At 45.7% G+C, this 16795-nt stretch carries 14 protein-coding genes and 1 tRNA gene; 13 read left to right on the top strand and 2 right to left on the bottom strand.

The features are described 5' to 3' along the window. The 5 genes from MKX59_RS26915 (at position 1) to MKX59_RS26895 (ending at position 4726) form a co-directional block, all read left to right on the top strand. Entirely contained in the window at positions 1–987 is a 987-nt protein-coding gene (locus tag MKX59_RS26915; RefSeq protein WP_023986485.1) for a gluconeogenesis factor YvcK family protein, read from the top strand. 5 nt (positions 988–992) lie between these two features. Next, positions 993–1937 carry a DNA-binding protein WhiA gene (gene whiA / locus MKX59_RS26910; protein WP_013308256.1) on the top strand — a complete coding sequence of 315 codons (945 nt, stop codon included), beginning with the start codon at positions 993–995 and terminating at the stop codon, positions 1935–1937. A gap of 136 nt (positions 1938–2073) precedes the next feature. Further along, the gene (locus MKX59_RS26905; protein WP_013368811.1) at positions 2074–2343 is read left to right on the top strand and encodes an HPr family phosphocarrier protein; all 270 of its coding nucleotides are present in this window, start codon (positions 2074–2076) and stop codon (positions 2341–2343) included. 272 nt (positions 2344–2615) lie between these two features. Then, positions 2616–3377, top strand: coding sequence for an SIMPL domain-containing protein (locus MKX59_RS26900; protein WP_076159786.1), 762 nt, complete (start codon positions 2616–2618; stop codon positions 3375–3377). Positions 3378–3616: 239 nt separating this feature from the next. Further along, a complete protein-coding gene (locus tag MKX59_RS26895; RefSeq protein ID WP_340859442.1) occupies positions 3617–4726 on the top strand; it encodes a PdaC/SigV domain-containing protein in 1110 nt (369 codons plus the stop codon). Between the two features lie 126 nt (positions 4727–4852). On the opposite strand, the gene clpP is transcribed toward MKX59_RS26895, so the two are convergent. Both clpP and MKX59_RS26885 read right to left on the bottom strand, forming a co-directional pair. Further along, complete coding sequence (gene clpP, locus MKX59_RS26890; RefSeq protein WP_013368815.1) at positions 4853–5449, bottom strand: ATP-dependent Clp endopeptidase proteolytic subunit ClpP; 597 nt, start codon at positions 5447–5449, stop codon at positions 4853–4855. 210 nt (positions 5450–5659) lie between these two features. Beyond that, positions 5660–5734, bottom strand: a tRNA-Arg gene (locus tag MKX59_RS26885). Positions 5735–6003: 269 nt separating this feature from the next. On the opposite strand from MKX59_RS26885, the gene MKX59_RS26880 reads away from it, so the two are divergent. From MKX59_RS26880 to rnr, 8 genes are all read left to right on the top strand, one after another. Then, complete coding sequence (locus MKX59_RS26880; RefSeq protein WP_340859441.1) at positions 6004–7041, top strand: sugar-binding transcriptional regulator; 1038 nt, start codon at positions 6004–6006, stop codon at positions 7039–7041. A gap of 94 nt (positions 7042–7135) precedes the next feature. Continuing rightward, complete coding sequence (gene gap / locus MKX59_RS26875; RefSeq protein WP_023986488.1) at positions 7136–8146, top strand: type I glyceraldehyde-3-phosphate dehydrogenase; 1011 nt, start codon at positions 7136–7138, stop codon at positions 8144–8146. A gap of 120 nt (positions 8147–8266) precedes the next feature. Beyond that, positions 8267–9448, top strand: a complete 1182-nt coding sequence (locus tag MKX59_RS26870) for a phosphoglycerate kinase (RefSeq protein ID WP_023986489.1) — start codon at positions 8267–8269, stop codon at positions 9446–9448. A gap of 59 nt (positions 9449–9507) precedes the next feature. Beyond that, on the top strand, positions 9508–10260 hold the full coding sequence (tpiA, locus tag MKX59_RS26865; protein ID WP_340859440.1) for a triose-phosphate isomerase: 753 nt from the start codon (positions 9508–9510) through the stop codon (positions 10258–10260). Between the two features lies 1 nt (position 10261). Then, a complete protein-coding gene (gene gpmI, locus MKX59_RS26860; RefSeq protein WP_023986491.1) occupies positions 10262–11806 on the top strand; it encodes a 2,3-bisphosphoglycerate-independent phosphoglycerate mutase in 1545 nt (514 codons plus the stop codon). A gap of 63 nt (positions 11807–11869) precedes the next feature. Then, positions 11870–13156 (top strand): phosphopyruvate hydratase, encoded by a 1287-nt coding sequence (gene eno, locus MKX59_RS26855; protein WP_013308266.1) that lies wholly within the window; start codon positions 11870–11872, stop codon positions 13154–13156. Positions 13157–13495: 339 nt separating this feature from the next. Continuing rightward, positions 13496–13729 carry a preprotein translocase subunit SecG gene (gene secG / locus MKX59_RS26850; protein ID WP_013308268.1) on the top strand — a complete coding sequence of 78 codons (234 nt, stop codon included), beginning with the start codon at positions 13496–13498 and terminating at the stop codon, positions 13727–13729. 188 nt (positions 13730–13917) lie between these two features. Continuing rightward, on the top strand, positions 13918–16539 hold the full coding sequence (rnr, locus tag MKX59_RS26845; RefSeq protein ID WP_076295700.1) for a ribonuclease R: 2622 nt from the start codon (positions 13918–13920) through the stop codon (positions 16537–16539). Positions 16540–16795 lie beyond the last annotated feature (256 nt).

The raw sequence follows: 16795 nt of genomic DNA, 5'->3' as shown, positions 1-16795 counted from the left end.
ATGAAAGAGACCGGATCACAACGGGAGCGCCCACGTATTGTTGTTATGGGCGGCGGAACCGGCTTGTCCGTCATGCTGCGGGGCTTAAAGCAAAAGCCGCTAGATATTACGGCTATTGTTACAGTCGCTGACGATGGCGGAAGCTCCGGGATTTTGCGCAGTGAGCTGCAGATGCCCCCTCCAGGGGATATTCGCAATGTGCTGACTGCCTTGGCTGACGTGGAACCAGTGATGTCAGATATGCTGAAATACCGTTTCGGTGCGGGATCAGGATTGTCAGGCCACAGCCTGGGTAATCTGATTTTAGCAGCGATGACCGATATATCGGGAGATTTTGTAACGGCGGTGCGTGAGCTTAGCCGTGTATTTGCTGTCCGGGGACGCGTGCTGCCGGCAGCTGAGGAAGGCGTTGTGCTAAGTGCCGAAATGGAGGATGGCACGGTGATTACCGGAGAGTCCAAGATCCCGGAAGCGGGCGGACGAATCAAACGCGTCTTTCTTGAACCGACTCACGTGGAGCCGTTGCCTGAGGCTGTAGAGGCCATTAATGAGGCTGATGCGATTTTGATTGGCCCCGGCAGTCTATATACCAGCATATTACCGAATTTGCTTGTACCTAAACTCGCTGAAGCTGTAGTAAAATCAGACGCTATCAAAATATTTGTCTGTAACGTTATGACCCAGCCTGGAGAAACCGATGGCTATACGGTAGGAGATCACCTGCAAGCTATTTTTGAGCATGTAGGGCATCATCTCTTCGACTATGTCATTGTAAATAACGGAGAAATTCCACCCCAAGTACAGGAAATGTATGCCGAGCAGGGCGCTAAGCCAGTTCAAGTAGACATGGGCGAGCTGACCGATCGGGGATATAAAGTGGTGGCAGATACATTAGTTCTGTTCCGCACGTATTTACGGCATGATGCCGACAAATTGAGCCAGCATATTTACCAATTGGTACAAAACTGGATATTAAGAAGGAGGTGAGTCCCTTGTCCTTTGCGGCACAAACGAAAAAAGAGCTTACGATGATTGAAAGCCAGTCCTGCTGTGAGAAAGCGGAACTATCTGCGCTCATACGTATGCTCGGATCCGTACAACTGTCGAATAAAAGGGTGATATTGGACGTGTCCACAGAAAATGCCGCGATTGCAAGGCGGATTTACTCCTTGATCAAGAAGCATTTTCAACTTCATATCGAACTGCTTGTACGGAAAAAAATGCGCTTGAAAAAAAATAATGTGTACATTGTCCGTATTCCCAATGGTGTGCAACAGCTGTTAAAGGATCTTTATATCGTCTCAGAAGGTTTCTTGTTCACTGACGGGATTAATCGGGATATCGTTCGGAAAAACTGTTGTAAGAGGGCTTATTTGCGGGGCGCCTTTATGGCAGGTGGCTCTGTCAACAATCCTGAAGGATCGTCTTACCACCTTGAAATTTCTTCGATGTATGAGGAGCATTGTCAGGCACTCGTTGATCTTGCGAATGAGTTTCACCTAAATGCTCGCTGTATTGAGCGAAAAAAAGGTTTTATTCTCTACATCAAGGAAGGCGAGAAGATCATTGAGCTGCTTAGCATCATTGGGGCGCATCAAGCCTTGTTCAAATTTGAAGATGTACGCATTATGCGCGATATGCGCAATTCCGTAAATCGCATTGTCAATTGTGAAACGGCTAATTTAAACAAGACGATCGGAGCTGCTGTCCGGCAAATTGAGAATATTAAGTTGCTGGAGAGGGAAGTTGGTTTGGAGACCTTGCCGGATAAACTGCGTGAAGTGGCAGAAATTCGTCTCGCTCATCCCGATTTGAATTTAAAAGAAGTCGGGGAAATGCTCAAAGGGGTCGTGAGTAAATCGGGTGTAAATCATCGGCTTCGCAAAATTGATGAGATGGCTGACAAAATCAGGGGCGAAAATGGCCTGATTCCGTAAAAAGAATGTCCATGGGGCTTTCAGCCCCGGTTTTTTTAGTTTTTTTTCTAGTGTCTGTCCCGGGTTAATGTTATAATGTGATAAATAAAATGGAGTAAGTAGTGTCCAGATTTATTTGATGAGGGGGTAAGCTGACATGTCAAAACATCCGGTAGTCGTACGCTTGAAAACAGGACTGCACGCCAGACCTGCTGCGTTGTTCGTACAGGAAGCGAATAAATATTCATCTGAGATTTTTGTGGAAAAAGAAGACAAAAAGGTTAATGCCAAGAGCATCATGGGTATTATGAGTCTTGCCATCAGTACAGGTACTGAAATCAATATTAGTGCTGAAGGTGCGGACGCCGAACAGGCTGTAAACGCTTTAGTAAGTCTGGTTAGTAAGGTAGAGCTGGAAAATCAATAAACAAAGATTTGCTTTGTGATATGGTGTATGCTCTTAGTGAAAAGCCCCTTTGGGGCTTTTTTTGTATCCAGAAAAAAGTCTTCGAAAACTCCTCCGTTAACTGTTTTATGGATGGATTTGTTGAATATAGACACTGTATTAAGTTCAAACTATAAATAATTAAAATCCCCGTGGTCATGCTCTGTTTCGGAAATTTGTACGCTTGGCTGCAACCTTTTTCCGTCTTTTCCGTCTGGAAGGTACAAACATTTTCAAGAAAGAGGTTGAATTCAATGAGACTTTGGACAAAAACAGTAGCCACGGCAGTTCTCGCAGGAGCATTAATGGCAGGGGGAGTAGCAGGCGGATTATGGACGGGGGCAGATCGTGCTTATGCTGCGTCAACAGCTTCGACGGTAAACGGTGTAATTAATGTGACTGGAAGCGGGGAAGTATTGGCGAAGCCCGATATTGCTTATCTCTCTATCGGTGTACAATCGGAAGGGAATACGGCAGCTGCTGCTCAAAAAGCCAATGCTACAAAATTGAACAAGGTTACACAACTGCTGAAAGAAAAGTGGAGCATTAGCGCAGATGACATTCAGACCAGCCAGTTTTATGTACAGCCTAACTACACCTATAACGAAAAAGAAGGGCAGAAGCTCAAAGGCTACACTGCCAACCATACACTTTCCGTCAAATACCGCGATTTGGATAAAATCGGTCAGTTGTTGGATGAGGCGACCAAGTCCGGAGCCAATAACGTAGATAATGTACGTTTTTCCGTGGAAGATCCTTCGACTTATGAAGAAGAAGCCATTACTAAGGCATTGGGAAGCGCACAATCTAAAGCCAGTGCTGTAGCTAAGGCAGCCAAACGAGGGTTAGGTGTCCTTGTGAGTGTGACGGTAGATGGCGGAGAAGCACAAATCTTTACACAACGTGAAAATGCCATGTCAAAATCGCTCTTGGACGTAGCAGGTGGCGGGACAGAGATACAATCGGGGCAAGTAACAGTGAAAGTTCAGGTGTCGGCTCAATACGAAATGAACTAATATAGATCATCAAACGAAGCCACAAGCGGCCTGCATCATGTGCAGGCTGGCTTGCTGGCTTTTTTTGTATACCGAAACCTTTTTGTAATGAGTCTGTCATAGCTAAGGGTTATTAGGTGTACATATTGAAATCGGAGAGTGTACAGATTGTAAACTACATACAATAGGGTATAGATATAATATTAAAAGTAGTTATCACACATAGACAATACAGATCATTAACAGGAGGAATATTTAATATGAGTAAGCATGCAATAAAATGGGGTTCAGCACTGCTGGCGGCAGGGATTTTCGCAGGAGTCACAGCTGTTCCCGTTTCCTATATCCAGGCAGCATCGACGAAACAGCAGCAAGCGACAACACAGCAACCAGGAATCACCATCCAATGGAATGGTAAAACGTTGCCCGCTAAAGGTGTCCAAGTGAACGGGAGTACAATGATTCCGGTGGCCGCACTGCGCGACAGCTTGGGGATTCCAGTAAGCTATGATGCGAAAACAGCGACATATACCGTAGGTAGCGGGTACAATAAACTTTACATTATGGCTTCTTCCTCGGATGCCTACGTCAACGTCAATGGAATCAATACACGTAGTATGGATGCCAAACAGATCGCTGGGAAGCTATACATTCCTATGAGTTTGCTGAAAGACTATCTGGGCATAGATGCTCAATGGAATGCAGCTCAGAAAACAGTAACGCTGAGTAAAAGCCAGCTAAATCCGATTACAATTGCGTCTCAAACACTTCCAGCTTCGAGTAGTGCGAAGGTGTCCTACAAGATTAAGTACCCGCAAATCAGCGGTAGCCAGCTGAATTCTGAGGCTCAACAGGCCATTAACAATGTGCTTAAAAAGCATGCAGAAGGTATATTGGCAGCAGGCAAAAAAATGATGGCTGAGGGAGAGGCTACAACAGGAAGACCGTATGAGTTTGGAAATGATTTTGCGATTGCCTATAACAAAGATGGTATTCTGAGTGTGATTATGCAGGACTACTCGTATACGGGTGGCGCGCATGGCATGACGGCACGTAAAGGATATACGTTCTCGCTCGCTGATGGTAAACTGCTGCAATTGTCTGACGTATTGAAGGCAAATCCGAACTACAAAAAGTTCCTCAATGCTGATTTGAAGAAAAAAATCGATGCACTTCAGGCTGGCGAAGGATTCGGCAAATTTAAAGAGCTGGCGGCAGATCAGAATTTTTATGTGACGAACAGTGGAGTAACAATCGTGTTTGATTTGTATGATTATGCGCCATACGCGTATGGAATTCCGGAGTTTACCTACTCGTTCGGTCAATTGCTGCCTCAAGGCGGAAAGCCTTTTGCGGGACAGAATGAATAGTAGAAATAAATAAGTCCAATTGTCTATAACCTAAAAAACAATAAAGCAAAAAAGCTGCCTACCGGATAAGAAAGTCCGGAGCAGCTTTTTCATTTACCAGTTATCGAAAGAGGTAAATTTCTTCTCTTATACACCTTCTGGAGAGGAGCTAGTTAGCACTTTATCAATAATACCGTATTCCTTGGCATCATCAGCAGACATGAAGTAGTCACGGTCTGTATCTTTTTCAATGCGCTCCAGTGGTTGGCCTGTGCGATCTGCGAGAATGCGGTTCAGTTTATCACGCATTTTCAGAATGCGGCGTGCGCGGATTTCGATATCCGTTGCCTGACCTTGTGCACCACCCAGTGGTTGGTGAATCATAATTTCACTGTTTGGCAAAGCGAAACGTTTACCTTTGGCGCCTGCATTCAGCAAAAACGCGCCCATGGAAGCCGCCATACCTACGCAAATCGTAGATACGTCAGGTTTAATGTATTGCATCGTATCGAAAATGGCCATACCAGCTGTAATGGAACCGCCAGGGCTGTTAATATACAAGTGAATATCTTTTTCAGGATCTTCGGCAGCCAAAAACAGCATTTGCGCAATTATAGAGTTGGCTACAACGTCATTGACGTCCGAGCCTAACAAAATAATGCGATCCTTTAACAGTCTGGAATAAATGTCATAGGCGCGTTCGCCGCGGTTACTTTGTTCTACTACCATAGGAACATAGCTCACGTCAAAAAACCTCCCTTAAATATCGTTAGTGGATTTGGTGGACATGCCGATTACACGTCCCTTATTTATAAACTGTTACCGTAATAACCACATGATAAACAATTTCAAACAAAAAGTCAAAGAAAGTCAAACTAATGATTAAAAAAAAGAGCCCTCAGCGCTCTTATTGGTTAAAACATTATATAGAAGCATCTAAGCGTTCATTTAAAATGGCGCGCCCGCGAGGAATCGAACCTCGATCTCAGGCTCCGGAGGCCTACGTCATATCCGTTGGACCACGGGCGCATAGTTGATTCAATGCAAACAACTAACTAATTAAACAGCTAATTGGAAACAAAGATGATTATATGATATACAGCAGTGAATTGCAAGCTTTTATTAAATGCGCATATTCAGATAAATGGTTGAGAAATATAGGTTCAGATAGACTTGCATATGGAGCAAATATTGGTTAAGATATACGTGGGACTTAAAAAGTTATCCCGGGACGTTTTGAGACCAGTTAGAGATAGAGCATTAGAGACAGAACTTAGAAGTGTGCGGGAGTGGAAAGCATGCGAAAGATATTAGAAATACAGAAGCAGCTTCTGCCCGACCTCATGGATGTTTTGAAAAAAAGGTACACGATCCTGCATCAGATTATGCTGTCCGATGTTGTTGGACGCAGAACACTGGCAGCTTCACTGAACATGACTGAGCGCGTGTTGCGCGCCGAAACCGATCTTCTTAAAGCTCAGGGGCTAATTGAGATTGAGAGTGTAGGCATGAAGGTGAGCAAAGCAGGACTGGATCTGCTGGAACAGCTGGAGCCGATTGCGAACAACTTGTTCGGCCTGTCCCAATTGGAGGACCAGATTCGTCAAGCCTATGGTTTGAGGAAGGTGGTTGTCGTTCCAGGGGATTCGGATGCTTCTCCGTTAACAAAGCAGGAGCTGGGGCGCGCTGGAGCAAAAGCGTTGCTGAGTGTTATGGACGACGAGGATGTGGTCGCTGTAACAGGTGGCACGACGATTGCCGACGTGGCGGAACAACTGGCACTACCTTCTAATGGCCCACTTAAGGGTGGGTGGTTTGTACCGGCACGCGGAGGTTTGGGAGAAAGCATGGAAATGCAGGCCAACACAATTGCTTCCACAATGGCTCGCAAGGTAGGCGCTCAATACCGTCTGCTCCATGTACCGGATTTGCTCAGCAATCATGCTTACAACTCCTTGCTTGAAGATACGAACATTCAGGATATATTGAACCTGATTCGCGAGAGTCGTATCATCATTCACGGGATAGGCAACGCCATAGCGATGGCACATAGACGTAAACTTGATCCCGAAACCTTTGCCCAGATCAGCAGTGAAGGAGCGGTAGCCGAATCGTTTGGTTATTACTTTAACGAAGATGGCGTCGTTGTTCACAGAATGCTGACGCTTGGACTCCGATTGGAGGACATTAGGCGTACCGATACGGTTCTAGGTGTAGCTGGAGGCAAAAACAAGGCGGCCGCTATTCATGCGGTACTGCGTTTCGGGCAAGAGGACATTCTAGTCACCGACGAAGGCGCTGCTATTGAGATTGTAAGTCGTTATTTAAATGATTAATATAGGATTTATGAATAATGTTGTCTTGACGGGCTTTCGGGTCTGTCTTGAATATATAAAACTAAACTAAACGAACTTTGGGAGGAACTCACTCATGACAGTTAAAGTTGGTATTAACGGTTTCGGACGTATTGGACGCCTTGCTTTCCGCCGGATTCAAAATGTGGAAGGTATTGAAGTAGTAGCAATCAATGACTTGACAGATTCCAAAATGTTGGCACATTTGTTGAAATATGATACAACACAAGGTAATTTCCAAGGACAAGTAGAAGTACATGACGGCTTCTTCAAAGTAAACGGTAAAGAAGTTAAAGTTTTGGCTAACCGCAACCCTGAAGAACTGCCTTGGGGAGACCTGGGTGTAGACATCGTTCTGGAATGTACAGGTTTCTTCACAACTAAAGAAGCTGCTGAGAAACATTTGAAAGGCGGCGCTAAAAAAGTTGTTATCTCCGCTCCAGCTACTGGCGACATGAAAACTGTCGTTTACAACGTAAACCATGAAATTCTGGACGGAACTGAAACTGTAATCTCCGGTGCTTCTTGCACAACAAACTGCCTGGCTCCTATGGCTAAAACACTGCAAGATAAATTTGGTATCGTTGAAGGTTTGATGACTACAATTCATGCTTACACTGGCGACCAAAACACTTTGGATGCTCCACATGCTAAAGGTGACTTCCGTCGTGCTCGTGCAGCAGCTGAAAACATCATCCCTAACACAACTGGTGCTGCTAAAGCAATCGGTTTGGTTATCCCTGAGTTGAAAGGTAAATTGGATGGCGCGGCTCAACGTGTTCCAGTACCTACAGGTTCCCTGACTGAGCTGGTAACAGTTCTGGAGAAAAACGTAACTGCTGAAGAAATCAACGCTGCGATGAAAGAAGCATCCGATCCTGAAACTTATGGATACACTGAAGATCAAATCGTTTCTTCCGACATCAAAGGTCTTACTTTCGGTTCTTTGTTTGATGCAACTCAAACTAAAGTTCTGACTGTTGGCGACAAACAACTGGTGAAAACTGTAGCTTGGTATGACAATGAAATGTCTTACACTGCACAATTGATCCGCACGTTGGAATACTTCGCAAAACTGGCTAAATAAGAACAGTCTTATTGAGCAACATCATAGAGCGGAAACAGGTTATTGTTTCCGCTCTTTATATATCAAATGTGCCTTGAATTCCTGATTCGTAAAATTATAAGGGTGCGGAGGAATATGGAGATGAACAAAAAGAGCGTACGTGATATAGAACTGAATGGAAAACGGGTGTTTGTTCGTGTAGATTTTAACGTTCCGGTTGAGGACGGTAAAATTACGGATGACAAGCGTATTCGTGAAACCTTGCCAACCATTAACTACCTGATTGAAAAAGGTGCAAAAGTTATTTTGGCGAGTCACTTTGGACGTCCAAAAGGTCAGGTTGTTGAATCCATGCGTCTGACTCCTGTTGGCGTACGTTTGTCTGAGCTGCTGAAAAAACCAGTAGTTAAAGTGGACGAATCGGTAGGCGAAGCTGTTAAAGCGAAAGTGGCTGAACTGCAAAACGGCGACGTGCTGTTGCTTGAAAATGTACGTTTCTATGCAGGAGAAGAAAAGAATGATCCTGAATTGGCGAAGCAATTTGCTGAATTGGCAGACGTTTTCGTGAATGACGCATTTGGTGCAGCACACCGTGCTCATGCTTCCACAGAAGGTATCGCGCATCTTCTTCCGGCTGTTTCCGGCCTGCTGATGGAGAAAGAATTGTCTGTAATCGGTAAAGCTCTTTCAAACCCAGATCGTCCTTTTACAGCCATTATCGGCGGTTCCAAGGTAAAAGACAAAATCGACGTGATCGACAACCTGCTGAATATTGCAGATAACGTAATCATTGGTGGCGGTTTGGCTTATACATTCTTCAAAGCTCAAGGTCATGAAGTGGGTCAATCCCTACTGGATGAATCCAAATTGGACGTAGCTCTTGGATTTATCGAAAAAGCGAAGAAGCTCGGCAAAAACTTCTACCTTCCGGTTGATATTGTGGTATCTGACGATTTCAGCGCTACGGCGAACACAAACATTGTGGATATCGACGGCATTCCTTCAGATTGGGAAGGCGTGGACATCGGACCGAAAACACGTAAAATCTATGCAGATGTTATCAAAAACTCCAAATTGGTTGTTTGGAACGGACCAATGGGCGTATTTGAAATCGAGCCTTTCGCTGGTGGTACTCGTGAAGTAGCGGAAGCTTGCGCAACAACAGAAGCATACACCATCATTGGTGGCGGTGATTCTGCGGCTGCGGCTGAAAAATTCCACTTGGCTGACAAAATGGATCATATCTCCACTGGCGGCGGCGCATCTCTGGAATTTATGGAAGGCAAAGCACTTCCGGGTGTTGTTGCACTGAACGATAAATAATCAAACGCACTATGCGTGAATAAAGCTTTAGGGCACCTAATAGTTAGGAGTTGAAACCATTGAGAACACCGATTATCGCGGGTAACTGGAAGATGTTTAAAACCGTACCAGAAGCTAAAACTTTCATCGAAGAGATCAAAGGCAAAGCAGAGGTTGCAGGAGTGGAAAGCGTGATTTGCGCACCATTTACGAATCTTCCTGCTCTGGTTGAAGCAGTAAAAGGCACGTCTATTAAAATTGGCGCACAAAACCTGCATTTTGCAGAAGATGGTGCATTTACAGGTGAAATTAGCGGTGGAATGCTGAAAGATCTGGGCCTAGACTACGTTGTGATCGGACACTCCGAGCGTCGTGAATATTTTAATGAAACAGACGAAACGGTGAACAAAAAGGTTCATGCGGCATTCCGTCATGACCTGACTCCAATCGTATGTGTAGGCGAAAAGCTGGAAGATCGTGAAGCTGGACAAACCAAAGAGGTTGTAAAAGTGCAAACTGTAGCAGCTTTTGCTGGTTTGGCTAAGGATCAGGCTGCACAAGTAGTTGTTGCTTATGAGCCAATCTGGGCCATCGGAACAGGCAAATCCTCCACTTCGCAGGATGCGAATGAAGTGATTTCCTATATCCGTAGTCTGATTAAAGAGCTGTATGATGAAAATACAGCAAATGCTGTACGTATTCAGTATGGTGGCAGTGTAAAACCTGAAAATGTTACTGAGTACCTGGGTCAAAGCGATATCGACGGCGCGCTTGTGGGCGGTGCCAGTCTTCAACCGGCGTCGTACATCGCGCTTGTTGAGGGGGCGAAGTAAGATGACAGCACCAAAACCGGTAGCTTTAATTATTATGGACGGGTTCGGATTGCGTGACAACGTAGAAGGTAATGCGGTTGCGCAGGCCAACAAACCGAATTACGACCGGTATTTACAACAGTATCCTCATACAACGCTGACGGCTTCTGGCGAAGCAGTGGGTCTGCCTGAAGGACAAATGGGTAACTCCGAAGTAGGTCACTTGAACATCGGCGCAGGCCGAATTGTATATCAAGACTTGACTCGTATTTCGAAGTCCATTCGTGACGGCGAGTTCTACGACAATGAAACACTGGTTAAAGCAGTGCAACATGCTAAGAAGAACAACACGAAACTTCACCTGTACGGACTGTTGTCTGACGGCGGCGTGCATAGCCATATCAGCCATCTGTTCGCTATGCTGGACTTGGCGAAAAAAGAAGGCTTAACTGAAGTGTACATTCATGCTTTCATGGATGGACGCGACGTTATGCCTGACAGCGGCGTAGGCTTCATGCAGCAACTGATCGCCAAAATTCAAGAAGTGGGCGTAGGCAAAATTGCGACTGTACAAGGACGCTATTATGCTATGGACCGCGACAAACGTTGGGAACGTGTGGAGAAATCTTACCGTGCAATCGTATACGGAGAAGGCCCTCAATACACAGATCCAATGGAAGCATTGAAAGAATCGTATGAAAAATCAGTGTTCGACGAATTTGTGGAGCCAACGGTTATTGTGAAGGCTGACGGAAGTCCTGTAGGGCTGGTCGAAAGCAATGACTCTGTTATCTTCCTCAATTTCCGTCCTGACCGTGCGATTCAACTGTCTCAGGTATTTACAAACGCGGACTTCCGTGGTTTTGACCGTGGCCCGAAATTGCCTAAAGATTTGCACTTTGTTTGCCTGACGTTGTTCAGCGAAACGGTTGAAGGCTTTGTAGCTTACGAACCGAAAAACCTGGATAACACGTTTGGTGAAGTGTTGGTTCAAAACAACAAAAAGCAATTGCGTATTGCTGAGACTGAAAAATATCCGCACGTTACTTTCTTTTTCAGTGGCGGACGTGATGTGGAGCTTCCTGGCGAAACTCGTATTTTGATCAACTCGCCTAAAGTGGCTACATATGACTTGCAGCCGGAAATGAGTGCGTATGAAGTAGCGGATGCTGCTGTTAAGGAAATCGAAGCCGACAAGCATGATGCGATTATCCTGAACTTTGCCAATCCGGATATGGTTGGACACTCCGGTATGCTGGAGCCAACGATTAAGGCGGTAGAGACGACGGATGAATGTGTTGGACGTGTTGTAGATGCGGTTAAAGCCAAAGGCGGCGTGGTTATTATCATTGCTGACCATGGTAACGCGGATATGGAAATTGATGAGCAGGGACGTCCGTTCACAGCTCACACAACTAATCCGGTTCCGTTCATTTTGACTGACGAAAATATCGTTTTGCGTGAGCATGGAATACTGGCTGACGTAGCTCCAACGCTTCTGGATTTGATGCAACTTCCGCAACCTGCGGAAATGACAGGAAAATCTATGATTGCATCCCGCAAGTAAGCTTGATTTAATAAGTATAGGCTTGACCAATAAATCATGATTCACAAAGGAGATTAAGTACAAATGACTATTATTTCTGACGTGTACGCTCGCGAAGTCCTCGACTCCCGTGGTAACCCAACGGTTGAAGTTGAAGTATATCTGGAATCCGGTGCTATCGGTAGTGCTATCGTTCCTTCCGGTGCCTCCACAGGCGCTCACGAAGCTGTAGAGCTTCGTGATAACGATAAATCCCGTTACCTGGGTAAAGGCGTTCTGCAAGCTGTTAAAAACGTGAACGAAATTATTGCTCCTGAAGTAATCGGCTTGGATGCTGTGAACCAAGTAGAAATCGACACGCTGATGATCAAATTGGATGGTACACATAACAAAGGTAAATTGGGTGCAAACGCAATTCTGGCTGTATCCATGGCTGTAGCTCGCGCTGCTGCTGAAGCTCTGGGCTTGCCACTGTACACTTACCTGGGCGGATTCAATGCTAAACAATTGCCAGTGCCAATGATGAACATCGTTAACGGTGGCGCTCATGCCGACAATAACGTTGACGTACAAGAGTTCATGGTTCTGCCTGTAGGCGCTCCTACATTCAAAGAAGCTCTGCGTGTAGGCGCAGAAATCTTCCACAACCTGAAATCCGTACTGAACTCCAAAGGTTTGAACACAGCTGTTGGTGATGAAGGTGGTTTTGCTCCTAACTTCAAATCTAACGAAGAAGCTCTGTCCACTATTATCGAAGCGATCGAAAAAGCTGGTTACAAACCAGGTGTTGACGTATTCCTCGGTATGGACGTTGCCTCCACTGAGTTCTTCAAAGATGGAAAATACACTTTGGAAGGCGAAGGCAAATCCTTCACTTCTGCTGAGTTCGTTGACCTGCTTGCTTCTTGGGTTGATAAATACCCAATCATCACTATTGAAGATGGTTGCTCCGAAGATGACTGGGAAGGTTGGAAATTGCTCACTGAAAAATTGGGCAACAAAATCCAATTGGTTGGTGACGACCTGTTCGTAACAAACACAGAGCGTCTGGCTAAAGGTATCGATGAAAACATCGGTAACTCCATCCTGATCAAAGTAAACCAAATCGGTACGCTGACTGAAACTTTCGATGCTATCGAATTGGCTAAACGCGCAGGATACACAGCTGTTATCTCTCACCGTTCCGGTGAATCCGAAGACAGCACAATCGCTGATATCGCTGTTGCAACAAATGCAGGCCAAATTAAAACAGGTGCTCCTTCCCGTACTGACCGTATTGCGAAGTACAACCAATTGCTCCGCATTGAGGATCAACTGGGTGAACTGGCTCAATACCACGGCCTGAAATCTTTCTACAACCTGAAAAAATAATATTGCGCAAAAATGCTGATGGCGCCTCTGACTCATGGTTCATGATCACGAAGTCTCAACGCTCAAAGCTTTTACGCATTAAAAAACAGACCTACTCGCCACCGCGGGCAGGTCTGTTTTTTTGTTATTATGGATGTGTATGAGAATACATAACTTTGCAAAGGCTTAATGGCTGAGTGACTTGTATAACTGTTGTTATCTACTGGAAGCTGTGGTAGAATAAAAATAGTGTTTTGCGTTAATTTCCGGCTATTTATAACATGATATGTACATGTTTTCATAAAAGAGGCTGTGTTGTTTTGCAAAACAGATGTATAAGCTCAGGAGGTGGGATTTTTCATGGAAATCTTTTTGAAAGTGCTGCTCGTTGTGTTCTCGATTGCTGTTATTGCGGTTGTTTTACTGCAAAAGGGGAAAAGCGCAGGTTTGTCCGGTGCCATCTCTGGCGGTGCTGAGCATCTGTTCGGCAAAACAAAAGCTCGCGGTATGGATTTGATTTTACAACGTGCAACTGCTGTTTTGGGTGCGGGTTTTATGATCGTTTCTGTTTTAGTTGCATTTTTTGCAAAATAAGATAAATATGTACCTTAAGCCTTCGTTTCGCGGGAAACGGGGGCTTTTTTTAGATTTTGGACAGGCAGGGATGCCGTCGATTAAATTCGTGTATACTAGGGTATGAGTATATTAAGAGCCTTGTATCAGGAACAAGGACATGCGGATTTATTACTGAAAATTAAAGGTCACCCGAGGTGGACAATATTATGATAACAGAGCAACAACTACTCGATTTTATGCGCGAGACTGCATACAAACCCATGACTTACCAGGAGCTGGAGCAGCACTTTGATATTAAGGATGCGGAGGATTTCCGTGAATTTCTTAAGCTCTTGAATTCCTTGGAGGAAGAGGGGGAAATCCTGCTGACCAGCACAAACCGTTATGGCGTGCCGGAACGGATGGATTTGCAGCGTGGGCGTTTGCAGGCTCATGCCAAGGGATTTGCCTTTCTGATTCCAGAGGACCGGGAGCACCCGGATGTATATATTCATGCGAACGACTTAAAAAGTGCGATGAATGGAGATACGGTACTGGTAAGAGTGTCCTCGAAGGGACCTGCGGGCGGTCGATTAGAAGGTGAAGTTGTACGGATCGTGAAGCGTGCAGTGCTTCAAGTAGTAGGCGTGTTTCAGAGCCACGAAGCATATGGTTTCGTTCTGCCGGATGATAAGCGTATTAACCGGGATATTTTCATTCCAAAAACAAGCTTCAATGGAGCCGTAAACGGTCAAAAGGTCGTTGTGCGTATTGTGAGCTATCCAGAAGGACGAGCAGCGGCGGAAGGCGAAGTGTTGGAAGTTTTGGGTCATAAGGATGATCCGGGCGTCGACATTTTGTCAGTTATTCGCAAGCATCAGCTTCCGGAAGCTTTTCCAGATGAAGTTACAGAGGAAGCGGAGAAGGCTCCCGACGCGATTACGGAAGAAGAGATTGTACGTCAGGGACGGCGCGATTTGCGTGATAAGATCATTGTTACCATTGATGGTGAGGATGCTAAAGACCTGGATGATGCTGTAAATGTAGAGCGCTTGCCGAACGGGAACTACCGTCTGGGCGTTCATATTGCCGACGTAGGGTATTATGTGCGTGAGAACTCTAAGCTGGATCAGGAGGCATATAACCGCGGTTGTAGCGTGTATTTGGTTGACCGTGTCATTCCTATGCTTCCACATCGACTTTCGAACGGAATATGTTCTTTGAATCCACAGGTGGATCGACTGACTTTATCCTGTGAGATGGAATTCAATGAGCATATGAAGGTTGTAAAGCATGATATTTTCACCAGTGTGATTAAAACGAAGGAACGGATGACGTACACTAACGTTCGCAAAATCCTCGAAGAGGAAGATGCTGAACTGATGGAACGGTACAAGGATCTCGTTGATGTATTCGGCACGATGAAGGAATTGTCATTGAAGCTGCGTGCTAATCGAATGCGCCGAGGTGCGGTTGATTTTGACTTTGATGAAGCTAAAGTGATTGTGGATAATGAAGGAAAAGCTGTAGATATTGTGAAGAGAGAGCGTACGATAGCTGAACAAATTATTGAAGAGTTTATGTTGGCGGCCAATGAAACGGTAGCCGAACATTTCCATTGGCTCAAAGTACCTTTCTTGTACCGGATTCATGAGGACCCAGATCCAGAGAAGCTGCAAAACTTTATGGCTTTCGCGGCTAATTTTGGGCATCAGATCAAAGGTAGAGGAAATTCCATTCATCCCCGTGCACTGCAAACGTTGCTGGAAGATATTCAGGGTACGAAGGAGCAAACCGTGCTTAGCACGATGATGCTGCGTTCGATGAAGCAGGCAAAGTATGATGCGGAAACGACAGGACATTTTGGGCTAGCAGCGGAGTATTACTCTCATTTTACATCGCCGATTCGTCGTTACCCTGACTTGGTGATTCACCGTGTCATTCGTGAGGTATTGGAGAATGGCGGGGCTTTAACAGCCGAGCGTCAGGAATATTTGACTGCACGTATGCCTGATATTGCGCAGCAATCTTCTGAGCGTGAACGTGTGGCTGTGGATGCAGAACGTGATACAGAGCAGATGAAAAAGGCTGAATACATGCTGGACAAGGTCGGCGAGGAATTCGAGGGGATCATCAGCAGTGTAACCAGCTTTGGGATGTTCATTGAGCTGGACAATACAGTGGAGGGTCTGACGCGTCTGAGTGCGCTTACGGACGACTATTACCACTTTGACGAGCAGCATATGGCTTTGATTGGCGAACGCACCTCCAAGGTGTTCCGCATTGGGGATGAGGTTAAGGTTCGCGTCGCGCGTGTGAACATGGAAGATTACACAATTGACTTTGAACTTGTCGATATGAAGCAACGGCAACGCCGTGAACGGACGGGCGGTTCAGGACAGGGCGGAGGTTTTGCGCGTGGCGGTGAGGGCCGAGGTAAAGGCAAACCCCATGAAGGGCGCGAACGTAAGGGTGGTAAAGACAAGGCTGGCAGGGAGCGTAAAGGCGGTCGTGATGCTGCCGGGAAGCCTAAAGAAGCCGGTTCAGGCGTAGGTGGAGGTATTAGCACCGCAGGTCGTTCAGGGCGCGGCGGTGGAAACGGAGCTGGAGCCGGCTCAGCTAGCAGCTTCGGCTTTGGCAGTGGCAAGGGCGGGTATAACTCGCCAGCATCCGGGGCAAGCAAGCGACGGAAGAAGACGTCTGCCAGCGGTATTTTCATCGGCGGAGCAGCTACACCAGGTAGTGATGCCAGACCAAACGGTGAAGGCGCAGCACGTCGCAAGCGGAAGAATAAGGGCGGAAGTGGCGGCAATAGCACCGCGGGCTTTGTGCGGAAAAAGAAGAAGTAGGTAGCTAGAGCTTACTTACTTTGAAGGCTGGAGCTTTCATTGCAGTGTATGAAGCTGATTTGAAGCATAGGTATACGTGCGGTTTCTGTCTGCTGTATTGGATGGAAGCCGCTTGGTTTTAAGTGTGATATAAGTGCAGTTAGAAATGTAGAAGGCTTGACCTTTCTTGCTTTTACCATCTGAAATTTGTTACAATATATTTCTAGGTGGCTCTTTGTAGCCGGATTTTGATGCCTGGATTTCAAGAGTGAATTAC

This window comes from Paenibacillus sp. FSL R7-0340 (assembly GCF_038002205.1).
GTDB classification, from domain to species: Bacteria; Bacillota; Bacilli; order Paenibacillales; family Paenibacillaceae; genus Paenibacillus; species Paenibacillus polymyxa_B.
The sequence above is the reverse complement of the archived record's forward strand: the minus strand, read 5'-3'. Positions and strand labels throughout refer to the sequence as shown.

Bases quoted from the DNA above. Each gene is read 5' to 3' on its own strand.
- MKX59_RS26915 (WP_023986485.1), top strand. From the start codon at position 1: ATGAAAGAGACCGGATCACAACGGGAGCGCCCACGTATTGTTGTTATG.
- MKX59_RS26905 (WP_013368811.1), top strand. From the start codon at position 2,074: ATGTCAAAACATCCGGTAGTCGTACGCTTGAAAACAGGACTGCACGCC.
- MKX59_RS26900 (WP_076159786.1), top strand. From the start codon at position 2,616: ATGAGACTTTGGACAAAAACAGTAGCCACGGCAGTTCTCGCAGGAGCA.
- MKX59_RS26895 (WP_340859442.1), top strand. From the start codon at position 3,617: ATGAGTAAGCATGCAATAAAATGGGGTTCAGCACTGCTGGCGGCAGGG.
- MKX59_RS26880 (WP_340859441.1), top strand. From the start codon at position 6,004: ATGCGAAAGATATTAGAAATACAGAAGCAGCTTCTGCCCGACCTCATG.
- gap (WP_023986488.1), top strand. From the start codon at position 7,136: ATGACAGTTAAAGTTGGTATTAACGGTTTCGGACGTATTGGACGCCTT.
- MKX59_RS26870 (WP_023986489.1), top strand. From the start codon at position 8,267: ATGAACAAAAAGAGCGTACGTGATATAGAACTGAATGGAAAACGGGTG.
- gpmI (WP_023986491.1), top strand. From the start codon at position 10,262: ATGACAGCACCAAAACCGGTAGCTTTAATTATTATGGACGGGTTCGGA.
- eno (WP_013308266.1), top strand. From the start codon at position 11,870: ATGACTATTATTTCTGACGTGTACGCTCGCGAAGTCCTCGACTCCCGT.
- secG (WP_013308268.1), top strand. From the start codon at position 13,496: ATGGAAATCTTTTTGAAAGTGCTGCTCGTTGTGTTCTCGATTGCTGTT.
- rnr (WP_076295700.1), top strand. From the start codon at position 13,918: ATGATAACAGAGCAACAACTACTCGATTTTATGCGCGAGACTGCATAC.